Here is a 23,448-nt window from a genome sequence, read left to right on the forward strand (position 1 = left end):
ATATTAAAGATTTCTTGACGTTGATACATAGAGATTTCCTCCTTTTAGTGTTTTTATTATGTTGTATTTTAAAAATTCGACAAAAGTTGGGGAAATCCTATGATATAAATTTTAGTGATAGAAAAAAATAGCCCTTATCGGGCTAGAGAAATGAGTGTCTTAGAGTTATGCTCAAGGCTATATTTATAAATATTTAAAAGGAGGTGGTCTTATGAGCCTAACTAACACACCCAATAGATTAATAAATGAAAAATCACCATATTTACTTCAACACGCCTACAATCCAGTCAACTGGTTTCCTTGGTGTAATGAAGCATTTGCAAAAGCAAAATCCGAAGATAAACCTGTCTTTTTATCTATTGGGTATTCTTAGTAGGTCACTAAATCTACTTGCCACTGGTGCCATGTAATGGAACATGAAAGCTTTGAAGATATAGAAGTAGCTAAAATATTAAATGATGACTTTATTTCCATAAAGGTAGATAGAGAGGAAAGACCTGATATTGACAGTATTTACATGAGTGTATGTCAATCCCTTACAGGAAGCGGTGGATGGCCTCTTACAATTTTTATAACTCCAGACCAAGAGCCATTTTTTGCAGGTACGTACTTTCCTAAAAATAAAAATCTTCATGGAATTGGATTAATTGAAATTCTAGAATATATAAACAATTCCTGGAAAAACAATAGAAATGAAATATTAAAAACAAGTCAAAGCATATTAAATACAATAGATTCTTCAAATAGAAATTCCAGTATTGAATTTTCTGATGATATATTAGATAGAACTTTTATAAAGCTAGAGGAAAACTTTGACCCACACTATGGAGGTTTTGGAATCTCACCAAAATTTCCAACGCCACAAAATCTTCTCTTTTTGTTGAGATACTGGAAAAACACTAAAGATGACTACGCTTTAAAGATTGTAGAAAAAACACTTAAATCCATGTATCGTGGAGGTATATACGATCATATAGGTTATGGTTTCAGCCGTTACTCCACAGATGAGAAATGGCTTGTACCTCACTTTGAAAAAATGTTATATGACAATGCATTGATTGCAATTGCATATTTGGAAACCTTTCAGGTCTCAGGTAAAAAAATATATTCTGAAATTGCGGAGCAAATACTAACTTATATTTTAAGAAACATGACTTCAAGCAATGGTGGCTTTTATTCTGCTGAAGATGCGGATTCTGAAGGCATTGAAGGTAAATTTTACATTTGGTCCAAAGATGAAATAAAAGATATACTTGGAGAAGAAGATGGAAATAAATTCTGTTGCTATTTTAATATAACTTCCAATGGTAATTTTGATGGTAAAAATATACCTAATTTAATTGGAACTGATATTTCTACTGAAGATAGAGAAATTATAAAAAACTATATTAAAAAATTATTCAATTACAGAAATAAAAGAGTACATCCTCATAAGGATGATAAAATTTTAACTTCATGGAACGGTCTGATGATAACTGCAATGGCAATGGCAGGTAGAATATTAAAAAATAGAAAATACACTGAGTCAGCTGAAAAGGCTCTTGACTTTATTTATAAAAATCTTATTGGAAAAGACGGCCGTCTTCTTGCAAGATATCGTGATGGTGAATCTTCCTTTCCCGGATATATAGATGATTATGCATTTTTGACCTGGGGATTAATAGAATTATACGAAACAACATACAGTTCAAAATATTTAAAGAGAGCGGTGGATTTGACTGAAGACTCATTCAAACTGTTTTGGGATGAAAAACATGGAGGATTCTTTTTATATGGAAATGACGGTGAAAAGCTTATCTCAAGGCCTAAGGAAATATATGACGGAGCACTTCCATCAGGTAATTCAGTATGTGCACTAAATTTAATGAGACTATCACATTTAACGGGTAACTATGGACTAGACGATAGAGCACAAAAATTACTTAAGAGCTTTTCAAAAGAAATAGAAAGTTATCCAACAGCATATTGTTTTTCAATGATGGCACTATTGTTTTCAGAAACTTCTACAAGACAAATTGTCGTTGTATCTGGAAATAACAGTATTGAAACACAAGAAGTACTCAATATAATAAATAAAAAATTTAGTCCATTTACTGTTTCTATTTTATATTCAGATTCAGATAAGTATTTAAAAAATATATGTTCATTTATTGAAAACTACCAAAGCATTGATGAAAAACCTACTGTGTATATATGTGAAAATTTCTCATGCAGAAGTCCGATTACAGATACTTTACAGTTAAAAAAACTTTTTAATTGAAAAGAGTCATTTAAGACTCTTTTCATTATATTAGTTATATTAATAGTCACGTTTCAATTTTAAAAAATACTAAACCCTGTAAATCTTCCTTGAAATTATAAAATAATTATATTCATCAGTTTGACTATTGTATATTATAGAAACATGTGCTATTATAATACACCTTTGATCACCATAAGTACCTTCAGCTCTTACATTAATATCATTATCTAACTTGGCATCGTCTTTAATTTTTTGATATATGTTATTGTAAATCCCACTTTCTGCACTGTAATAAGCCATAGCTCTGTTATATGTACCTGAGAATGTCTTATTATTTTTAACACTTGCATCCAACATATATGCCGACATTGAAAAAATCAACATCATTACGATAATAACAACAATAAGTGCGGAACCTTTCTTTTTCATGTAACATCCTCCATCATTTTATCGTTTGATATTAACAGCAGCAACGGTTTTAACTACAGATGAATATATGGAAATTTCAATAACCTCATTATTATTTGATTCACATTGTATATTAATTGAATCTATATTACTGCATTTGTTACCATTATCATCCCATAAAATCTTCTTTGAAGGATTATAATATACTTTCAACGAAGTTAAGTCCCTATTGTTACCTGTAATATCGGAAGGTGATTCCTTGGAATTTAAATCTATTATAATTTTTTCGTTATTTTTTATTTTGTTTTTAGATGAATCAACAACTATATTTGGACTATTATTTCTTAACTGATCTGAAATCATATTAACAGCCTTGTTTAAATTGTATTGTACTTCTATTTTATTGTTGAAATCGAAGGATTCCCTTATCTGATAGAAAAAAACTTTATAAAGGAATACAGATAGTGTGGCAAATATGGTAAGAGATATCATCAATTCAATTAAAGTAAATCCTCTTTTTTTCATAACATCACCTAATCTTCCGTTTCATTAGATTGAAAAAGGAACTGAGTACTTAATAAAACTGGATCTCCACTATGGTTTACGCTTTTAACCTTTACTGTAATTTCAAAAATGCTTATATTCTTACTTGTAGATGTCCTTTTTGCGAATTGGCTTACATAATAACCATCTTTACTCTTGTAATTATTATTATTATATTTTATTGGATCACTCTTTATCTCTTCTATACACTTCTGTGCTTCCATTATCATATTCTGCCTCTCTATCTGCATATTCATATTTCTGTTTGATGTAATATTAAGTCTAATAATAAATATGGAGAGTACCATAAATACACCTAACGCCACCATAATCTCTATATAGGTAAATCCTCTTTTTCTAATTTTATCATTCATAATATTCACCTTTTAATCAATTCAGAAATTGATTTATATATTGATTAACTTTCTTTTTTATATTGTGATTGTATTGATTAGTATCTAATTGGTTGATACTAAACTTAGATTGAAGTTTAGTATCCATACTCCTTGTAATAATTGAAGAATTATTAAATGTTACATTGCTAAAATTGCTGTCAGTAGGAAAATTTATTTTCCCAGTACAATAAATTATAAAGTTGTTTAAAGTAATATCTTGATTGCTATAATCATTAATACTTCTTTTACTTATATTAATATCTCCATCTATAATCACAAGTTTATATTTATTAGCATCTATATTTTGGGAAGTAAGAACTTCCTTTAAGGTATTTTCATCCGGATTTTTAAGTACGGATACTGCAAGATTAGGATCATTATTATCATATGGATTAACACTGCTATTATAAGAAATATCACTTTTTATAGTCTTTATTTGATATTTGCTTGTAGCAATATCATTTACAAACTCAGGTTCTGGAGTTGAATCTGATTGCATCTCCGGTTCAGGTTTCAAAAATCCTCCATTTCCATGAGAAAAGTTTTGTACATAAGTATTTAACTTGCTCGTCTCTATATCTGCATCTCCATAATTAAAAGTATTTGCCTCTATATAGGTATTACCCAAGGTTGCATTTTGGGGAATATATACCTGGTTTTTACCTTTAAGGTATGTAGTACTAGTTATATTTGTGGCATACCAATCAAACTTCAAATTGTTTCCTGCAATCATGTTAACTGGTACACTTGAACTCAAATTAGTAGAAAAATTAATATCATTTCCACTTTTTATATAGGCATTTCCTCCATTTAAATTTGCATTAATACCTGTATTGTAAAATGTAACATCATGATCAGCAAGAATATAGATGCTATTGTACGTATCAAGATTGCTTTTAATATTCACATCTTTTGCCTGAATATTTGTAATGCCATTGACTTTTAAAGTATTGTTATTGCCAACTCCAATATTCACATTACTTCCATCTCCAGTTCCCACTAGTGTAAGATTTCCTGAAACATCAGTATTTTGTACAAAATTAATTTTCTTCCCCTGAAAATACGCAGAACCATTTATATTCATATTTCCACTTCCATTATTTCCTATATCAATATCATTAGTTATACTGTCTCCAAGTATATTTAGACAATTTGATTGAAAAAGATCTGCAATAGTTTCAGTATTTCCATTATCATCTTCATTATTATCATCTTCATCATTACCATCCGATCCTGAACTTGATGAAGTTGGTAATGCAGGAAACCTTATTAAATAGTGATTAATTATATTTCCGCTATCATCAATTCCGTAGAGTACATAACCACCATTGGTTACATATTTTTCATTTTCTTTAATTGCTAAATCTCCTCCATAGACCACAATTACAGTAGTGCCTCTAATATTATCTCCCTTTGGAAGCAATGAACTGTCATCTAGCTCACTATCTTTTGGTATGTTATCCGAAGAATAGTAGAGAAGAATAGATGACTTTAAAGATGAAGAGTTTTTTGCTGCAGTTTCAGTTTTATTTATAGTCTTGCTCCCGCTAAAAGGATTTATCAATGCATCACTTTCTGAAAAAGTTGAAGTCATATCATTATATATGTTTTCCAACACTCTTTCCAAGGCTTGTGATTTAGTATTTTGACCGTCTAAATAATCTGAATATAAACCTGCATCTTTACCTGCTCTGTTATCAAGATAACTTCTTACTAAAAGTACATTAGTAGATACATTTTTATTTTTTGACTGTAATTTTATAGAGCCAACTTTTGGCACTAAAACTATAGAAAGTAATCCTATAATAGATATAACTATCATAATTTCTATTAATGTAAATCCCTTTTTTGTGGCAGACAATTAAATCCTCTCCCATTCCTTAAATTACTTAAACATATCAGAAATGCTATTTAATCCTTCTTTTTGACTATCATAAAATACATAGTTGTCAGGATATTTACTATTGCCATTACCCTGTATATACTCATAGAATACAATCTCTCCTCCAATAACATTTGAAGTTTTAGAATCTTCAGCAGAACTTATATTTTCAGAATCTGTATTATTCCGTGTATCAATACTGTCATTACCCGTCGAACTGTCATCGTATTTCGAAGTGTTTTCATAATCAGGTAAATACATAGTTATGCTTTTTACATTTATTTTTCTATCTGTAATACCATCAAGATTTTTTATAAAGCTTTCAATTTTTTCTCTATTTCCCGATATCTTTAAATTAATTGTAAGAGTGTGAAAACTATTCCCGGATTGGCTGTCTAACAATTGAAAGGAAATGCTTCTGCCTGTTATGTCAAACTTTTTACAACCCATGTAAAAATCATATATAAGTTGTGGAGTATTGACATTTTTAGGCGCCATGGTATCAAGAACAGCTGTTTTCTGCTTAAGTATCTTTATTTCCTCTGCTTTTACATTAATGGATGCTTGCTTATTCTCAAGAGTATCCAAATCTTTTTGTGTTGCTAAATATTTATTTTCTGCAGAATTTAGATTATGAAGTTGATTTTTTATAAAATATGTGTAGACAGCATAATTAATTCCTATAAAAATTATTACCATCAATATCATCAGATCTCTTTTATTTTTTTTCATTAGTATTCACACCTTTATATGAATCCGATATTTTTAAATTCAGTATGACTTCTTCTACAGTATTGTTAAGATATACATTAGGAAGCTCCACCGGTTTGAATATATGCATCTTGTTCAAAGCAACAACTATTCTTGCTGCATCAAGCGTATTGTTTTTTACTCCAAATACCACATATACATCACTTTTATCAACACTTACATATTTCACGGAAACATTATTTGGAATTCCCCTTCTAATGGTATCGAATATTTTAACATAATTAAACTCATCATTTTCTATTTTTTTTATATTTTCAATCTTATTGTCATATTCAGCTTTTTCATCATCAAGTTTGTCTATTTCAGATTGCACCCAGGACAATGAGGATATTTGAGCATTCATATCTGAAGTATCATATTTTGGCATACTAAATTTTACATAAAATAAAGTTGAAACAGGTATAATAATAGTTATTAAGAAAAGTATAAGGAACTCAATTATAATAATCTTATTTTGATATTGCTTTTTATTTGATTCCGAATTTAAGTCATCTAAAAAATCTATGTATTTATTATATATATTTTTTACATCAATAAAACATCCTAATATATCTGGATATAATTTTCCATCTACAGTACTGTGTTTTATAATTTTGGACTTTTTATCTTCTAATCCTGATATTATTTCTGTATTGGTATGTTCTTTAATATGTTTATACAATTTATGATTATTATAAAATTCACCTAAAACATATATTTTATCAATTTTATCTCCAAAATGTCTTGTAGAATAAAAATTAAGAAAATAATCTAAATTCTCCAGTATATCATCAAAATTTTCTTCATCTTTGCTATAATCTTGATTTGAAATATTTGAATAAAGAAATATTCTATCTTCGTCTAATATCGTCAAAGTACTTCTTCCACTGTTCACATCTAATATAATTTTACTGTTGTCAAGCTTGTCAATAAACAAATTTGCTATATAGTCAGGATATATCCCTATAGACATAGGCTGCAAACCACAATATTTAATAAACTGAGATATTTGTTTCAATTTATCTTTTTGTACAACAGCAAGCATAATTGACATTTTCTTATTTTCATCTTGCTGTTTGTCTATAGATATAACCTCATAATTATAATAGTATTCATCCATATTTACTGCAAAATACTCTTCTATATTATTTTTCACAAAACTCTTAAGTTCACTTTTACTCATTATTGGAGTGTCTACAATTCTAGTAATTAAATTATCCCAATTAAGTACTAAGTATACTTTATTACTATTAGTTCTATATTTTTCTCTTATATTCTTTATTTCATTTAAGTTATATTCACTTGCATATGGTTGATCTTCTATTCTAAATACCTTTTTTATATTTACTTTTCCTAAAAATTTTGAAACAACAGCTACATCTGCATAATTTTCCTTAAAACTAAATACAATTTTTGAAGTCATATAATTACCTCTGATATTTTATTTCATTCCCTGTGTCATCTGCATTACAGGAAGTGCCATACCCAGTATGACTGTGCCAACTATTACACCTATTACAATAGTCAATACTGGTTCAACTAGAGCCATAATTCTTGCCACACCCATTTCAACTCTTTCATCATATATACCTGCTAATTTAAACATCATTTCGTCAAGTTGGCCTGTTTCCTCACCTACTTTTATCATTTCAGTTACAATAGGTTTGAATATTTGTTCAGCCTTAATAGAATCTGCAAGTTTCGAACCGCCAACTATATGGTTACGTGCATTTTCTATTTTTTTAGATACAAATTCATTGTCTACAATGAGTTTTACATTATCCATTATGGTTGTAATGGGAACTGCTGATTTTAAAAATATTCCCATGCTTCTCGTAAATCTGGCAGTTATTATATCCATTTTTATATCTCCAAATACCGGGATTTTAAGCATGAACTTACCTAGCAAAAAAGCTGACTTTGGAACAGTAGTCATATATTTTATAAAAAGTACCATAACAACTATAAAACCAATTATATATGCATATTGACTATTGAAAAAATTTATAACTTTTAACATGAAAACCGTTATTAGAGGAAGCTGCATGTCCGAAAGCATGTCCTTTATTTCAGGAAACACAATAATATTAAAGAAAATCAACATTCCTATTGCTACTAAAAAAATTATTATAGGATATAAAAACGCATTTTTAATTTTATTTTTTATACTTGCTTCCTTTTTATAAAATTCCTCCATACTATACAGTATAGTATCTATATTTCCGCTTATCTCACCAATTGCCACCATATCCGTAAGTAATCTTGGAAATTGTTCGCAAGACTTCATTGATTCATTTAAATTATTTCCTTTTTTTATACTTTTTGATATATCTTCAAGTATTTTACTCATATTCTTGTCTTTAGTCTGCTGTTGAATTATTTCGATTCCATTTAAAAGACTTATTCCAGAACTTAAAATCATGGCAATTTGTCCACAAAATTGGGCTAAAATATTATCGCTTAATTTTCTTCTGAAAAAATTAGATATTTTTATTTTTTCCTTTATATATATAATTTTTAATCCTTTATTTTTTAAACTGTCAATTGCAGAATCAACATCATTTTCTTCAATTTCAGATTTTATTACTTCAAATTTATCATTCCATGCCTTATATACGAAATTTTTCATGTTTTCTCATACCTCAAACTCTATCACCATAAGTAGCCCTCAGCATTTCATCAACTGTAGTTATACCCTTCAACACTTTATTTATACAAGATTTTCTTAGAGTATCCATTCCTTTTTCCTCTGCTATTTTTTCAATTTTGCTATCATTATAATTGGAATCTATAATATTCCTCATATCCTTATCTATTTCAAGTATTTCAAATATACCTGTCCTACCTTTATATCCAGTATCATTACATAGACTACATCCCTTGCCCTTTCTTAGCTTTACAGGATTTGAAAGTCCAAGTAATCTCATTTCACTTTCGTCACACATATATTCTTCTCCACAATTCGGACATATTTTCCTTATAAGTCTCTGAGCAACCACACCTGTTAAAGTTGAAGATATCAAAAATGGCTTTATACCCATATCCAATAATCTTCCAATAGTTCCCACAGCATTATTGGTATGTATGGTAGACAATACAATATGTCCTGTAAGCGCAGATCTTATCGATATTTCTGCTGTTTCATTGTCCCTTATTTCTCCTACAAGTATTATATCAGGATCCTGTCTTAATATATTTCTCAGGCCATTTGCAAAATCAAATCCAATCTTTGTATTAACCTGCATTTGATTTATACCATCGAGATTATATTCTACAGGATCTTCTATTGTTATTATATTCTTCGATACATCATTCAATATATTAAGGATAGAATACAAGGTAGTTGTTTTTCCACTTCCTGTGGGTCCTGATACGAGTATTATACCATAGGGATTATCAATCATTCTATTCAATTTTACCAATTCATCTTCTTCAAGACCGATTTTACCAAGATCAATTGAAAAAACACTTTTATCTAAAATTCTCATTACAATTTTTTCTCCAAGTATAGTTGGAACTATGGAAACTCTAATATCTATGCCCTTATTTTTAACTCTATAACCAATTTTACCATCCTGAGGGACTCGAGTTTCAGCTATATTCAAGTTTGACATTATCTTTATTCTACTTATTACAGGAGCCAGCATTTCTATATCGGTTCTCATAATTTCTCTAAGTACACCATCTACCCTAAATCTTACCCGCATCTCTCTATCATTTGGCTCTATATGTATATCAGATGCTTTGTACATAACTGCATTTTCAATCACAGTATTTATAAACTTTATAATAGGTGCAGATGTATCATCTACAGGTTGTGCAGATGGTATTCTATCCTTCCTTAAAGCCGAATTACTCTTTCTATAAGTCCTGGCTGCCTCCTGAGCCCTGCTTCTTCCATAATACTTTTCAATATTTTGGAGTATACTTTCTCTAAAGGATATTGCAGGTTTTACATTGTATCCTGTAGCTATTTTTATATCTTCCGCAGCAAAATAATTTAAAGGATCACTCATAGTCACAAGTAATGAGCCATTTATTATGTCTATAGGAATTGACTCATACTTTCTGGCAATACTAGATGGCAATATATCTATTATATCCTGACGTACGTTTATATTATCCAAATCTATAAGCGGTATGCCCATCTGCTGTTTTACTGCATTTACTATCTGTTCATCAGTAGTAAATCCTTTGCTTACCAGTACCTGTCCAAGTTTTTCTTCTGTGAGCTTCTGTATTTTAAGAGCCTTATCTAAAACTTCTGATGTTATTATACCAGCATCTATCAGTATCTCTCCAAGACGTTTTCTTACTTTTGCCAAAAAATCACCCCTATATTCATAAAGAACATGAGAATCCCATGTTCTCATGTTCTTTAACTGATTTATTTCACTTTAAGTAATTTGGTAGCTGAACCATCATTATCTATACCATATACTGCATATCCATTACTATACACATCTACAACGACTTGTCCCTTATTATCTGCGCCATTTGTACCAGCTGTTGCACTATCTATTGAGCTTGTACTTTTATCATTAACTTGAATAGCCTGACCATCTTTATCAAAAGGGTTTACTAATTTTTCTTCATTTGAAGTTGAAGAAGGTTTATCATCTTCACCTAATCCAAAAGAGGATCTGATTGAAGTTTGTAAATTTCCAGAATTCAAATAACTTGTACTTCCTTCATTGTTATTAACTTTCGTTTCTAGATATCCCCTCACGGTATTCACATTTGTAGTTACTCCTGCATTTTTGGATTGATTCTTGAATATGGTTGCCTTCGGTATTAGAACTATGGCAAGTATAGCTATAATGGCCAATACTATCATAAGTTCTATAAGAGTAAATCCTTTTTTCTTCTTTGTTACATTTCTAAAATTTTGTGTAATTTCCATAAAATCATTCCCTTCTAAAAATAATATTGAAGTTTAAATAAGCACTCAAAATACATTTCTATTATCTCTATAAATACCAATTTAAAATATTTTGTCCAACAAACACTGTAATAACAGATGCCATTACAACAAATGGTCCAAAAGGTATATAGTCCTTTCTTGATTTCACACCTGACAAAATAAGAATTATTCCTATAGCTGCTCCTATAATAAATGAAAAAAAGAGCATCACAAGCGTAAGTTTAAGTCCCAAAAACAACCCGCATACAAGACATATTTCCATATCTCCCCAGCCCATACCGCCTTTTGTTATAACGATTATAAATGATAAAATTCCTGCGCCAACTATTCCACCATAAATATAATCTATTATAAATTCTCCGCTATAATGGCTTATTAATAAAAATATTATTGAAGTAGCTATTCCCACCACTATAGTTTTAAAATAAACGTCAGTAGTATCAAAGTCTATCATCCCTATAACAATCATAATACTTATAAATACTGTATATTTTATAAGAGCTATGCTTATACCAAACTTTATATATACAAGAAAATACAGTATACCTGTTATAAACTCTAAAATTGGATATCTTATTGATATATTATGTTTACAGTATCTACACTTTCCTTTGAGAATAATATAACTTAATATAGGAACTAAATCATACCACTTGAGTTTACTGCTGCAACTAGTACAATGTGAAGGTGGATATGCTATAGATTGTTGTTGAGGTATTCTATATATACATACATTTAAAAAACTTCCTATCACAATTCCAAAAACAAATACGATTATACCAAAATAAATATACATGTTAAATTCTCCATAATTTCTTTCTTATTTTATCATTAATTTTTTTTAAATACAATACTCTTATACTCTAGAATTAAGTTTTAATTTATACTATAATGGTGTAATCGGGTTTATATTTTGTAAATTAAATTTTTGTATATATTTTAAGGAGGTGAAATATGCAAACAAACTATACATATAATGAACAACCATATATTAGAGCTTTAAAAGGGGCAAACATAGTACTTTGGGAGTGGTGCACAGAAAATCCCAAAATATTTTTTTCAAACAATTTAGTTGATATAACAGGTTATAACTCAGATTCCTTCATAAATCTATTGGACTTTATAGAAAAAATTGTTGTAAGTGATGATAGAATAAGTGCCAAAAATGATTTGACTTTTTTCATAAATGGAAATACTACTACATATCGAAGTGATTTCAGGATTTTAACTAAAGATGGCAAAATCAAATACTTTCTTATTACAGGAAAAACTACAAAGACATCTAAAGAGGGGAAAAAATTCCTATCTGGATGTTTAATGGATATTACTGAGAAAAAATTATTGGAAGAACAAATTAAATATTTAGCATATTATGATTCTCTAACAGGCATTCCAAATAGATTTTTATTTACAAACAATCTTAGAATAATGCTGCAAAATTCTAAAAAAGGTGCCTTGATATTTTTAGATATTGATGAACTTAAATTAGTCAATGATACATTTGGACATGACTATGGAGACTTGCTTCTTATAATATTTTCTCAACTCATGAGCTCGGCTATAAAAGATTGTGGAAAAATATACCGTATGGCTGGAGATGAATTTATGATAATTGTAGATAAATTCAATTCCTATAAAGAACTAATAAACTTATGTGATACTATACTCAACTACTTAAAAAAGCCATTTGAAGTTAAATATGAACAAATATACATAACTATAAGTATGGGAATCTCTATATTTCCTAAAGACAGTAATGATATAAATGAATTGTACAAATATTCCGATCTTGCTTTATATGAATCAAAAATAAATGGTAAAAACAATTTTACTTTTTTCGAAAAACAAATATTTGATTTATATAATAGAAGACTCACTATAGAACAAGAACTTAAATCTGCTATTAAGGACAATGAATTTCATATGTTATATCAACCCCAGGTTAATTCTAAAAACAATGAAATACTAGGATTTGAATCCCTATTGAGATGGGAAAATCAAAAACTAGGTTGTGTTTCTCCAGCTGAATTTATACCTATAGCTGAAAAAACTGGACTCATAGTAGAAATAGGTGACTGGACTTTAAATTGTGTTTGTAAAGTGATACATGATATGAATATTAAAGGAATCAATATAAAAAAGATGGCAATTAATGTTTCACCTATCCAGCTTAGGAAACCAGATTTTATATACAAGTTTACCAATACATATAAAAAATATAATATTTCACCTTCTATACTTGAAGCTGAAATAACAGAAGGTACATTGATAAACCTGTCTGCAACAAAACTTGAAACGATAGATATACTTTTAAAAAATGGAATTAGAGTTTCAATAGATGACTTCGGAACTGGCTATTCTTCATTGAATTACTTAACTAATCTTCCTATAAACACAATAAAGATAGATAAATCATTCATAGATAATATTTACAGCAAAAAAAATAAAGCCGTAGTAAGTTGCATAATTAATTTATCAAAGTTACTAAACTATGAAGTAATTGCTGAAGGTGTGGAAACAAAAAAACAACTAGACTTACTTTCAGAAATTGGATGTACTATAATACAGGGATATTATTTCAGTAAACCACTGCCTATAGGCGAAGTAGAAAAATTATTGATAAAAGGAAATACCCTCGGAGGTGCTTAAATTGGATATTTCAACAAATGATGATATAAATGATGACAACTTTAAAGTATACAAAAGTTCACTTGAGAATTCACAAGATATAATAATACTATTAAACCTATATGGAAAAATTGTATATGTGAATAAAAAATCTTTGGAATACTATGGATATTCAAAAGATGAGTTTTTATCCATAAATATATGTAAGTTAAGAAACATACATAATAATTCCACGGATATGGATAAACATATTAAAAATACAGAGAATAAAAGAATAGAATTTCAAACAGTTCACTATAAAAAAGATGGCTCAAGTTTTCCTGCTGAAATAAGCTGTGTTAGAGTAAATCATAATTCAGAAATACTAATTTTAAATATAATAAAAGATATTACCGATACAATAGAAAAAGAAGAGGAAATGCAACTATTGGCTTCAATTCTTGAAAATTCAGATGATGCTATTATAAGTAAAACTTTAGATGGAATAATTACAAGTTGGAATAGAGGAGCTGAACTTATATATGGATATAACAAAGATGAAATTATAGGTAAAAGTATATCCATACTTTTACCCGAAGAAAGCAAGGAAGACATTTTTTTAATACTAGATAAAGTAAAAAATAATATAAAGATAAATCACTACGAAACTTTACGTGTAAATAAAGATGGTAAAAAATTATTTATATCCATAAGTGTTTCACCAATTTATAATAGTAATAAAGATGTTATAGGTGCATACACAATAGCTAGAAATATTACTGGTAAGGTATCTCGCGAACGAGAACTAAGAGATAAGTACGAAGAACTTACCTCTATATATGAAGAACTCACAGCTACCGAAGAAGAACTGAGAACCAACTATATAGAACTTGGCAAAGCCAAAACTGAAGCTGAAAATGCAAATGCTGCCAAAAGCCAGTTTTTAGCAAACATGAGTCATGAAATAAGAACTCCGTTAAATGGAATTATAGGTGCAGTAGAGCTCCTGAATCTAATGAATTTAAGTAAGGATGAACAGCCCTATATTAAGATATTAAAGAATTCATCAAAACATCTATTGAATATAATAAATAATATTTTAGATATATCAAAAATAGAATCAGGAAATATTGATGTTTCCATAAAGGTATTTGATTTTAAAAATATGATGGATAGGCTTATAAAAGAGATTTCTTTTGCCTGTACTAACAAGCAATTGGAATTTACTTATTTCATAGATCCTCTTATACCTCATAAAATAGCTGGGGATGAACTTAAACTAAAACAGGTACTCATAAATTTATTTAATAATGCTATTAAATTTACTGACAAAGGCAGTATAATGTTGAAAGTAAAATTACAGTCTCAACTAAATGAAAAAATAATTCTTAAATTTTGTATAAAAGATACCGGTATTGGAATTAAAAATAAATTTCAAAAAAATATTTTCAAAAAATTTACTCAACAGGATATATCTTACAATAAATACTATGCAGGTACCGGACTGGGGCTTTCAATTTCAAAGGAACTTGTAAAAATTATGAATGGTGACATATGGTTTGAAAGTACCGAAGATAAAGGAAGCACTTTTTACTTCACCTCACAATTTTTACTTGATTTTAGCGAATCGGCTTATAACTCCTCTAATAATTTAAATACTAATATTACTTTTTCATTAAGCAAATCGGACAAGACAATTTTAATAGTAGAAGACAATGATATTAATATGAAAATAACTTGTGATATGTTAAAAAAACTAGGATATAACTATATATGTGCATATAACGGAAAACAGGCCTTAGAGCTTTTGGAAACCAATAATGTAGATCTAATACTGATGGATGTGCAGATGCCTGAATTAAATGGTCTGGATACTACAAAGATAATAAGGAAAAATGAAATTCATAACAAAAGTCACATACCCATAGTTGCAATGACTGCATACAGCATGTCAGGTGACAGGGAAATATGCATTGAAAGTGGAATGGATGATTACATTGCAAAACCATTTTCAATACGTACAATAAGAACTATAACAGAAAAATTTCTACGATAAAGTATATTATAAATATGTTAATATTAAAAAAAGACGATAAATTCATTTGAATTTATCGTCTTTTAGATACATAATAATATTATGACTTTTCAATAAAAAATATTTTTTAAGAAAAGATATTTTATAACTCATTTATATTATTTAAGTATATGAACTGTTACGGTTCTTCTGCCCCAGTTTTCACAGGCTGACTGTGAAGAGAAATACAGATCTATTATGTTTCCTTGAATAGCTCCTCCTGTATCTGCAGCAATGGCATATCCATAACCATCTACATATACCCTGGATCCCATTGGTATAACTGTAGGATCTACTGCTATAACACCTTCAGCTGCCTGTCTACCTGAAGCGGTATATCCACCTCCAGTATAAGCAGTGGCTTGTACTGTAATTGTGCTTGCCTCTACAGACGGTGTTGATGTTGACGTTCCACGTGATACAGAAATACTATTTTCTGAACTTCTAGAACTACTAGAACTACTAGAATTGCTAGCTACCATTACCCTGCTTGCAACTGTTTTCTGGGCTGAAGCTTGTGCAATTGCATCTGCCCTAGCTTTGGCTGCCTCTTTAGCTCTCATATCTGCTGCAATCAATTCCTTTTCCTTGGCAGAAGCATTAGCGAGAAGCTGTTTTTGCTCTTTTACATCTGAATTTAATTTTGCAAGAGTATTCTGACTGTTCAGCCTTAAAGTCTGTAGTCTATTATTTTCAGCTACTAATTTCTGTTTTTGATTTGATATGACCTGCTGGTCATTCTTCAACTTACTCATAATACCATTATCAAATTTCATTATTTTAGATATTGTATCTACTCTAGACAGAAAATCACCTATATCACTAGAGCCAAATAGCACATTTATATATCCATCTGTACCTGACATATACATGGCCCTTGCTCTCTTGTTAAATAACTGTCTGCTCTCCTCTGTTTCCTTTTGTATACGATTTAATTTATCTTGAGTACTTTTCATATTTTCAGCAATATCATTCATCTGCTTCTTATTTTCATCAATTTTATTTATAACGCTACCAATTTGCGTATTTAAATTTTGAACTTCTACCTGGAATTTTGCTTTATTATCTTGAGTTTGTTTCAAAGTATCTGATGCAGCAAAAACATTACCACTTATCATGACACTAATTATAACTGATGTTATAATCGAAGATAACATTTTTTTACTCAAATTGTTCTCCTCCCCAACCTTTTGTTAAATAAAACTTTGGTTAAAAACATTATGTTTTGTCAACATGTTTTTTATTATAACACTAGATTATGAAAAATTTCAAGCCGATATACCCTAAAATCGTGATAACAAATATTAATTAAAAGTAATTATCGTGATTTTCAATGAAAATTTCGGCCTCAAAAAATAAATTTTCTATACAAAGCAAGTTTTTTAATATCAACGTGTTGAGGGGGAGAACCTATTGAATAAATCAATAACCATATATTTCAAAAAAATTTTTCAAAAAATTTTTTTAGTTTTTTTATAAAATAGAGGTTTTTTACTTAAAATCTTCTATTCTTATAATATTATTAATTGCAATTACGGATTTCAAATTATTAATTTCCTTAACAGCACAATCTACTTTTTCCTTGCAAGTATTATGTGTAATTAAAACTATATTAACTCCTCCTTTGGAATTTTTTTCTCCCTTCTGTATAACCGAACGAATGCTTATGCTGTATTTTCCAAAAATCGTAGTTATTTTTCCAAGTGCTCCAGATTGATCTTCTACAGTAATTCTAATATAAAACTTTCCTGCGCTCTTTCCTATATCATCTATTTTTCTATCCCATAGATTATTTTGAACTGCAGATAAACTTTGTGAATCTACATTTTTTCTCAATATGGCAATAATATCACTTACTACTGCACTTCCAGTAGGCAAACTTCCTGCACCTCTTCCATAAAACATAAGATCTCCAACTGCATTTCCCTTTATAAATATTGCATTAAAAGAATCATATACATTTGCAAGAGGATGATTATTGGGAATCATTGTAGGATGGACTCTAAGTTCAAGCCTTCCAAAATGATCTTTTGCAATAGCAAGCATCTTAACTACCATATTGAATTTTTTGGCATATTTTATATCTATGGATGAAATTTCAGTAATACCTTCCCTATACACATTATCTATGTTTATTTTTGTTCCAAAAGCCAATGATGAAAGTATTGCGAGCTTATACTGTGCATCAAATCCTTCAATATCCGATGTTGGATCTGCTTCAGCATATCCTTTTTCCTGTGCTTGCTTAAGTGCAGTATCAAATCCCATTCTATCAAGCTGCATTTTAGTTAGAATATAATTTGTAGTACCATTTACTATACCATATAGCTCTTTTATTTTATTAGCAGTCAAGCTTTCCTCTATTCCATTTATTATTGGAATTCCTCCTGCAACACTTGCTTCATATTGCAACATTACTCCATTGCTTTCCGCTTTTTGAAATAGTTCATCTCCATTAGTTGCCAGAAGCATTTTATTTGCAGTGACTATATGCTTTTTCTTGTCCATACATTTTAGAATATAGTCTTTTGAAGGTTGTATTCCTCCCATAACTTCCACTACAACTTTAATTGAATCATCTTCCAATATATCATTAAAATCTGTTGTAAGTACACCATCAGGTATATATACATCCCTATCTTTATTTTTATCTCTTACAAGAATTTTTGCTATTTCAACTTCATATCCTGATCTTTTCATTATCTCTTTTCTATTGGAATACAAAATTATACAAACCCCAATTCCTACATTTCCAAGTCCCAACAGTGCTATTCTAACCTTTTTCATAAAAATATTTCACTCCCTGTTTTTATATTCTATTCTATTTTAACCCTGCTTCCTCCAATTCCAGATTCTGCCGGAGTAACTACAAGCTTTACCGGAACTCTATCTTTAATTGATTCCAAATGACTTATTATTCCTATTGACAACCTTTTGTTATGAATTTTTTCTAATGAATCCATGACTATTTCAAGTAAATTATCATCAAGAGTTCCAAATCCTTCATCTAAAAAGAATAATTCAAGAGGTGCCGTGCCTTTTAATTGAATTTGAGAGGATAAAGCAAGTGCAAGTGCCAATGATGCTACAAATACTTCACCACCTGACAGAGTCGAAGCATCTCTCTTTTTCCCCCCATTTTTGTAATCTATAATTAGGAATTTTCCCTCTTCATCAACTTCCAATCCATAATTTCCACAAGTTATGTGTCTCAATCTTTTACTAGCCTCAATGGATATGTATTTCAACTGATTTGCAGCTACAAATTCTACAAATTTTTTACCTTTGAATAATTTATCCAGATCATCCAAAATACTTAATTTATGATTAAGTTTTTGTTTTGATTTCAAAAGTACATTTAACTCATTTAATTTGCTACTTATATATTTTATCTCGGATTCTAATTTTATCCTAGTATTTTTGAGCTCTTCAAATATTTTATTTTTTTCATTCCTTAATTTTTTTATTTCATCCCATTGTTCCTGTGTAATCTTTTTACTGCCTATTTTTTTATTAAGATCTTCCACAGCACCTGTCAACTTAGTTGACAATCTATCATACTCTTCTATTTGACTTTTTAGTTTTTTGATTTCCACTACATCTACAATATTATTTTTAACTTCATCTATACTACTTATATTTTGTTCTTTCAATATATTTTCAAGACTTATTCTGTCCTGAGTACTTCTCTCTTTTAAATTTAGCAAATTTTTTTGTGATGCCATTAAATTGGAATTAAATTTGTTATATGTGGCATCTATGTTATTTTTTTGATTTTCGGCTTTACTGTATTTATCTTTTATCTCCTCTGTCTTGCGTAATATATTCTCCTTGATACTTTCAAGCTGTTCTAAGTTCTCATTGTTTTCAAGCTTATCTTTTATACTGGTTTTTTTCTCCTGTATTATCTTTTCATTCTCAACAAATCTGACTTTATTTTCATTTGATTTTTCTTTTAAATCTGTAAACTTTTCTTTTAGAATCTCTCTATGATCTTGATTTTTTTTCAAATCCAATCTTAAATCCTTTAACTGATTTTCTATAGAAATTTTTTTCTTTTCCCTATCAGATATTTCCATGATTTTCTGTTTAAAGTCATGAACTTTGAGCTCATTTTTCATGTTTTCCAATGTATCATGCATAGTCTTATATTCATTTTCCAATTTTTCAAGTTCTGCTTTCAAATTAACAAATTGCCTTTTGTTCTGTTCCTGAACAGCAAACATTTTTTCGTATCCTATTTCCAATTTGTTTTTATCCTCGATTAATATTTTAATTTCGCTTTCCAGACTATTTTTCCCTGAATTAAATTTTTCAATATTATCTTTCATTAGTTTGAATTGCTGTTTTAATTTATCTACAGAAACCGACTTAAAATCTTCGCATAATTGTTCCAATTCATCCTTGTTTTTTTCTATATTTTTTACTTCTCCATCAATATGTGTCTTTATTCTTATAATCTTTGCAATCAAAAGGTCATGCTCTTTCTGTTTTTCATCTAAATCCAATTTCAGCTGCTTTAAATTATCAGGAGCAACTATCCTTATATTTTGCTCAATATGATGAACTGAACCACATACAGGACATGGCTCACCATGTATCAATTTGCTTCTCAAGGTCTGTGCAAGATTTTCAATATGGATGTTCTCGATTTTATCATTTTTTTCCTTTATTTCTTTTTCCAATACGTGAATTTTTTTATTACATTGGTTCAATTGCTCTTTAAACTCTTCTATAATATTGCTGCTGTTCTTAATATTGGAAGTACAGCTATTATATTGAGTCCATTTATCATCTGTAGAAGATATTTTTTTTTGAAGTTCAAGAAGCATATTTTGATCTCCTGGATAGTTTTTCAACAGTTCATCCAGCATATTATTTTTTTTCTGAAGCAAATGTTTTTTTTCATTTAAATCGTCAAATAATGTCTTACTTTTCTCCTCATTACTTCCAATAATATCTCCTGTGTTTTTTATCTTACCACATAAAACATCTCTTTGCTTTATTAAATTTTCATAATTATTTAAAAGCACTATTGCATCATTGACTTTTTGCTTGTATTGTTCTGAAATTTCAAGCTCATCACATTTTTTTTCTCTAATACTTATACCATTATATATAGATTCAATGTACTTGCTATTATTTTCTATTTCATCTTTAAAAGTATCAATATTACCACTTAATTTTATAATGCTTTCTTTTATTGAATTATTTTCACATATAACTCTATTTAAAATATCCCTTTCCCGTATAGCATCTACAATTTTTTGATGCTGCAATCTCATCTCAGGCAATTTATTGTCATTATCATCCTTGGCTTCAGTTAAAAATTTATATACTAAAGCTCTATTTTCTTCAATCTTTTTCATCTCATCTTCCAAATGCAATATTTCATTTTTCACACTTTTAATCTTTTGGACTGTACTTTCATAATTATCAACATAGGGTTTTGCTTTTAGCGCACTTTCACACAATAAAATCTTATTTTTATAACTTTCTATTTTGGATTTATTTTTTTCAAGTGAATCCTGTTCAACGAGCTTGTTTTTTAAATCATTTTGAAGATCCATCAATTGTTTTCCTTCGTTAAATTTCACTTCAATTTCTGAAAGTTGTTTCTCGTATTCACTGCACTGTTCTTTAATTATTGAGAACTCTTTGGTTTTATTTTTAAAAATATCTACATTAATATTATCATAGCCTTTTAGTTCGCCTTGAAGTACATTGAACTTCTGTTTTTGAAGTCCTACTTCTCTGGATAATTTGGAAGAAAGATCATTACCATACTTCTGAAGATTAAACAATCTCTCAAGCATATCTCTTCTTTCTTTTCCACTCAATGTTAAAAATTCACTGAATTTTCCCTGGGGTAAAACCACTGTTCTGGTAAAATCATCAAGCTGAAGACCTATTATTTCTTCACACTTTTTGTTTACACTTTTTACGCCCTCTTCTAATATTTTTTCACCACAAGTTATATCCAAAATCCTAGCAGATTTTGTTCTGATTCTTCCATCTTTATCTCTCCTGTATTCTCTATCCACTCTATAGGTATTTATTTCCTTAGAGGATATCTGAAACTCAAATCCAACATATAAGCTGCTGCAATTCGTATTAATAAAATTGGAACTTTTCCTTGCAACCTCACCATATAATGCAAGAGTAATACCATCAAGTATTGTAGACTTACCACTTCCAGTAGGACCAAATATGCCGAATAGACCTCTGTACATCAATTTATTAAAATCTATTTCCTGAGTTTCTATAAAACTGTTCAATCCTTTTATTTTAAGTTTAATTGGTCTCATTTTCTTCTTCACCTCCATTCATAATGGATAGCAATGTGTCCACCACTTCCTGGTTAGGTTCAACTTTTCTTTCTTTAAAATAAAATTCTCTGAATATTTCTTCAAATGATTTTTCAGAAAAACTACTTATATCTATTGTGTCCACATTTTCTCCCATTATCTTTGGTACAATCTCAATTATATCCTTTTTATTTGTCTTCATTAATTTTATTGCTTCTTCTCCTATATATGTGTCTGTCATGATTTCCATATATACAAAACAATTTCTATCTTTATTGGTTTTACATTTTTCTATAGCCTCTTCTACACTTTTGCACTTCCATATTTCTATAGGCTTGTATATTTTAAATTCTACTTCCTCCACACTGCATTGTGCACAGGGTTTTACATCTACTATAAAACATTTCTTTTTAAAATTAATTTCCTTTTTATTGTACTGAAGCGGAGATCCGGAGTATCTTACTATACCATTGGTTCCAGGTACTATTTGAGGTTTGTGAATATGCCCCAGTGCAACATATTGAGCTTTTTCAGGGAAACAACTTCCATCTACTATAAAGCTTCCTCCAAGCTGAACATTCCTCTCGGAGCCACCTTCCTGACTCCCCATTGTAAATAGGTGGGAAACAACTAGATTTATGGTATCATCTCTATAATTTTTACTTAGATTGTGAAAAATTGATTTTATTCTGTCATTATATGATTGAATCTTTTTAGTATCAGCATCCATTTCATTGTATAATACTTCATTTAATCTCTTTTCACTTGGGTATGGCAGTGCGAGGATTACAGCTCTCTCTCCATTTATTTCTATTTCAACATATCCGTTTCCAGAATCAACTACTGTATGATCACCATATTTCCCGGGATATACTATAGTTTGGGGAGTACCTATCATAATAATACCGTGTTCTTTAGCAAGAGGGCCTGCCGCTACAAGTCTATCTGGATTATCATGGTTCCCTGCTATGACCAAAGTCATCCTCTTTCCGCCGGATGACAGCTTCTTAAGTGTTTCATAAAACATCTTTTCTGCCCTTGCCGGTGGATTATAGCTGTCATAAATATCTCCTGCTACAATTATCAAATCTATGTGGTTTTCCTCGACTATCTCTATGAAATCTTTAAGAAAAGCTTCCTGTTCATCCATCCTGCTGTAACCTTCCAGGTTCTTTCCAAGATGCCAGTCAGAAGTATGTAAAATTTTCATGTTCCACCTCCTTATCCAGGCAGCTGTTACTTGTAAATTTTTTTATAAGTAACAGCTGCCTATTTTATCTAAATTATACACCAAAAAGTTGGGGATTTTGAAGGC

Annotated in this window: 16 protein-coding genes and 1 pseudogene; 3 read left to right on the plus strand and 14 right to left on the minus strand. The window is 29.4% G+C overall.

The genetic code is table 11. The features are described 5' to 3' along the window. The first annotated feature begins 211 nt into the window (after window positions 1-211). Window positions 212-2,260: pseudogene (locus tag KM800_RS10630) on the plus strand (thioredoxin domain-containing protein). 69 nt (window positions 2,261-2,329) lie between these two features. Here KM800_RS10630 and KM800_RS10635 read toward each other — a convergent pair. The 10 genes from KM800_RS10635 to KM800_RS10680 all read right to left on the minus strand — a co-directional run bounded on the left by KM800_RS10635 (window position 2,330) and on the right by KM800_RS10680 (window position 11,940). Beyond that, the gene (locus KM800_RS10635) at window positions 2,330-2,671 is read right to left on the minus strand and encodes a hypothetical protein (RefSeq protein WP_217813047.1); all 342 of its coding nucleotides are present in this window, start codon (window positions 2,669-2,671) and stop codon (window positions 2,330-2,332) included. Window positions 2,672-2,689: 18 nt separating this feature from the next. Then, window positions 2,690-3,175, minus strand: coding sequence for a PulJ/GspJ family protein (locus tag KM800_RS10640; protein ID WP_058952991.1), 486 nt, complete (start codon window positions 3,173-3,175; stop codon window positions 2,690-2,692). Window positions 3,176-3,183: 8 nt separating this feature from the next. Beyond that, entirely contained in the window at window positions 3,184-3,567 is a 384-nt protein-coding gene (locus tag KM800_RS10645; protein ID WP_058952990.1) for a type II secretion system protein, read from the minus strand. Window positions 3,568-3,583: 16 nt separating this feature from the next. Beyond that, window positions 3,584-5,449 carry a prepilin-type N-terminal cleavage/methylation domain-containing protein gene (locus KM800_RS10650; RefSeq protein ID WP_254906535.1) on the minus strand — a complete coding sequence of 622 codons (1,866 nt, stop codon included), beginning with the start codon at window positions 5,447-5,449 and terminating at the stop codon, window positions 3,584-3,586. A 24-nt stretch (window positions 5,450-5,473) separates the two neighbouring features. Next, window positions 5,474-6,202 (minus strand): hypothetical protein, encoded by a 729-nt coding sequence (locus KM800_RS10655; protein WP_217813048.1) that lies wholly within the window; start codon window positions 6,200-6,202, stop codon window positions 5,474-5,476. Further along, complete coding sequence (locus KM800_RS10660; protein WP_217813049.1) at window positions 6,189-7,643, minus strand: hypothetical protein; 1,455 nt, start codon at window positions 7,641-7,643, stop codon at window positions 6,189-6,191. Before KM800_RS10660 ends, KM800_RS10655 begins: the two co-directional genes overlap by 14 nt. Before the next feature lie 18 nt (window positions 7,644-7,661). Further along, on the minus strand, window positions 7,662-8,849 hold the full coding sequence (locus tag KM800_RS10665) for a type II secretion system F family protein (protein ID WP_217813050.1): 1,188 nt from the start codon (window positions 8,847-8,849) through the stop codon (window positions 7,662-7,664). A 13-nt stretch (window positions 8,850-8,862) separates the two neighbouring features. Further along, a complete protein-coding gene (locus KM800_RS10670; protein ID WP_217813051.1) occupies window positions 8,863-10,545 on the minus strand; it encodes a GspE/PulE family protein in 1,683 nt (560 codons plus the stop codon). Between the two features lie 62 nt (window positions 10,546-10,607). Next, window positions 10,608-11,123 carry a prepilin-type N-terminal cleavage/methylation domain-containing protein gene (locus tag KM800_RS10675; protein ID WP_217813052.1) on the minus strand — a complete coding sequence of 172 codons (516 nt, stop codon included), beginning with the start codon at window positions 11,121-11,123 and terminating at the stop codon, window positions 10,608-10,610. 67 nt (window positions 11,124-11,190) lie between these two features. Beyond that, complete coding sequence (locus tag KM800_RS10680; protein ID WP_217813053.1) at window positions 11,191-11,940, minus strand: prepilin peptidase; 750 nt, start codon at window positions 11,938-11,940, stop codon at window positions 11,191-11,193. A gap of 158 nt (window positions 11,941-12,098) precedes the next feature. Here KM800_RS10680 and KM800_RS10685 point away from each other — a divergent pair, with 158 nt between their 5' ends. Together KM800_RS10685 and KM800_RS10690 are read left to right on the plus strand one after the other, a co-directional pair. Beyond that, complete coding sequence (locus KM800_RS10685; protein ID WP_217813054.1) at window positions 12,099-13,793, plus strand: GGDEF domain-containing phosphodiesterase; 1,695 nt, start codon at window positions 12,099-12,101, stop codon at window positions 13,791-13,793. Continuing rightward, a complete protein-coding gene (locus tag KM800_RS10690) occupies window positions 13,786-15,807 on the plus strand; it encodes a PAS domain S-box protein (protein ID WP_419195469.1) in 2,022 nt (673 codons plus the stop codon). Before KM800_RS10685 ends, KM800_RS10690 begins: the two co-directional genes overlap by 8 nt. Before the next feature lie 137 nt (window positions 15,808-15,944). Here the strand turns inward: KM800_RS10690 and KM800_RS10695 are convergent, their stop codons facing one another. From KM800_RS10695 to KM800_RS10710, 4 genes are all read right to left on the minus strand, one after another. Further along, the gene (locus KM800_RS10695) at window positions 15,945-16,994 is read right to left on the minus strand and encodes a 3D domain-containing protein (protein WP_217813056.1); all 1,050 of its coding nucleotides are present in this window, start codon (window positions 16,992-16,994) and stop codon (window positions 15,945-15,947) included. Between the two features lie 322 nt (window positions 16,995-17,316). After that, on the minus strand, window positions 17,317-18,612 hold the full coding sequence (locus tag KM800_RS10700; RefSeq protein WP_217813057.1) for a homoserine dehydrogenase: 1,296 nt from the start codon (window positions 18,610-18,612) through the stop codon (window positions 17,317-17,319). Window positions 18,613-18,641: 29 nt separating this feature from the next. After that, the gene (locus KM800_RS10705) at window positions 18,642-22,133 is read right to left on the minus strand and encodes an AAA family ATPase (RefSeq protein WP_217813058.1); all 3,492 of its coding nucleotides are present in this window, start codon (window positions 22,131-22,133) and stop codon (window positions 18,642-18,644) included. Then, window positions 22,120-23,343, minus strand: coding sequence for an exonuclease SbcCD subunit D (locus KM800_RS10710; RefSeq protein ID WP_217813059.1), 1,224 nt, complete (start codon window positions 23,341-23,343; stop codon window positions 22,120-22,122). The genes KM800_RS10705 and KM800_RS10710 overlap by 14 nt, the downstream gene beginning before the upstream one ends. Window positions 23,344-23,448: the final 105 nt, after the last annotated feature.

It is taken from the genome of Clostridium tyrobutyricum (assembly GCF_019144085.1).
GTDB lineage: Bacteria > Bacillota > Clostridia > Clostridiales > Clostridiaceae > Clostridium_B > Clostridium_B tyrobutyricum_A.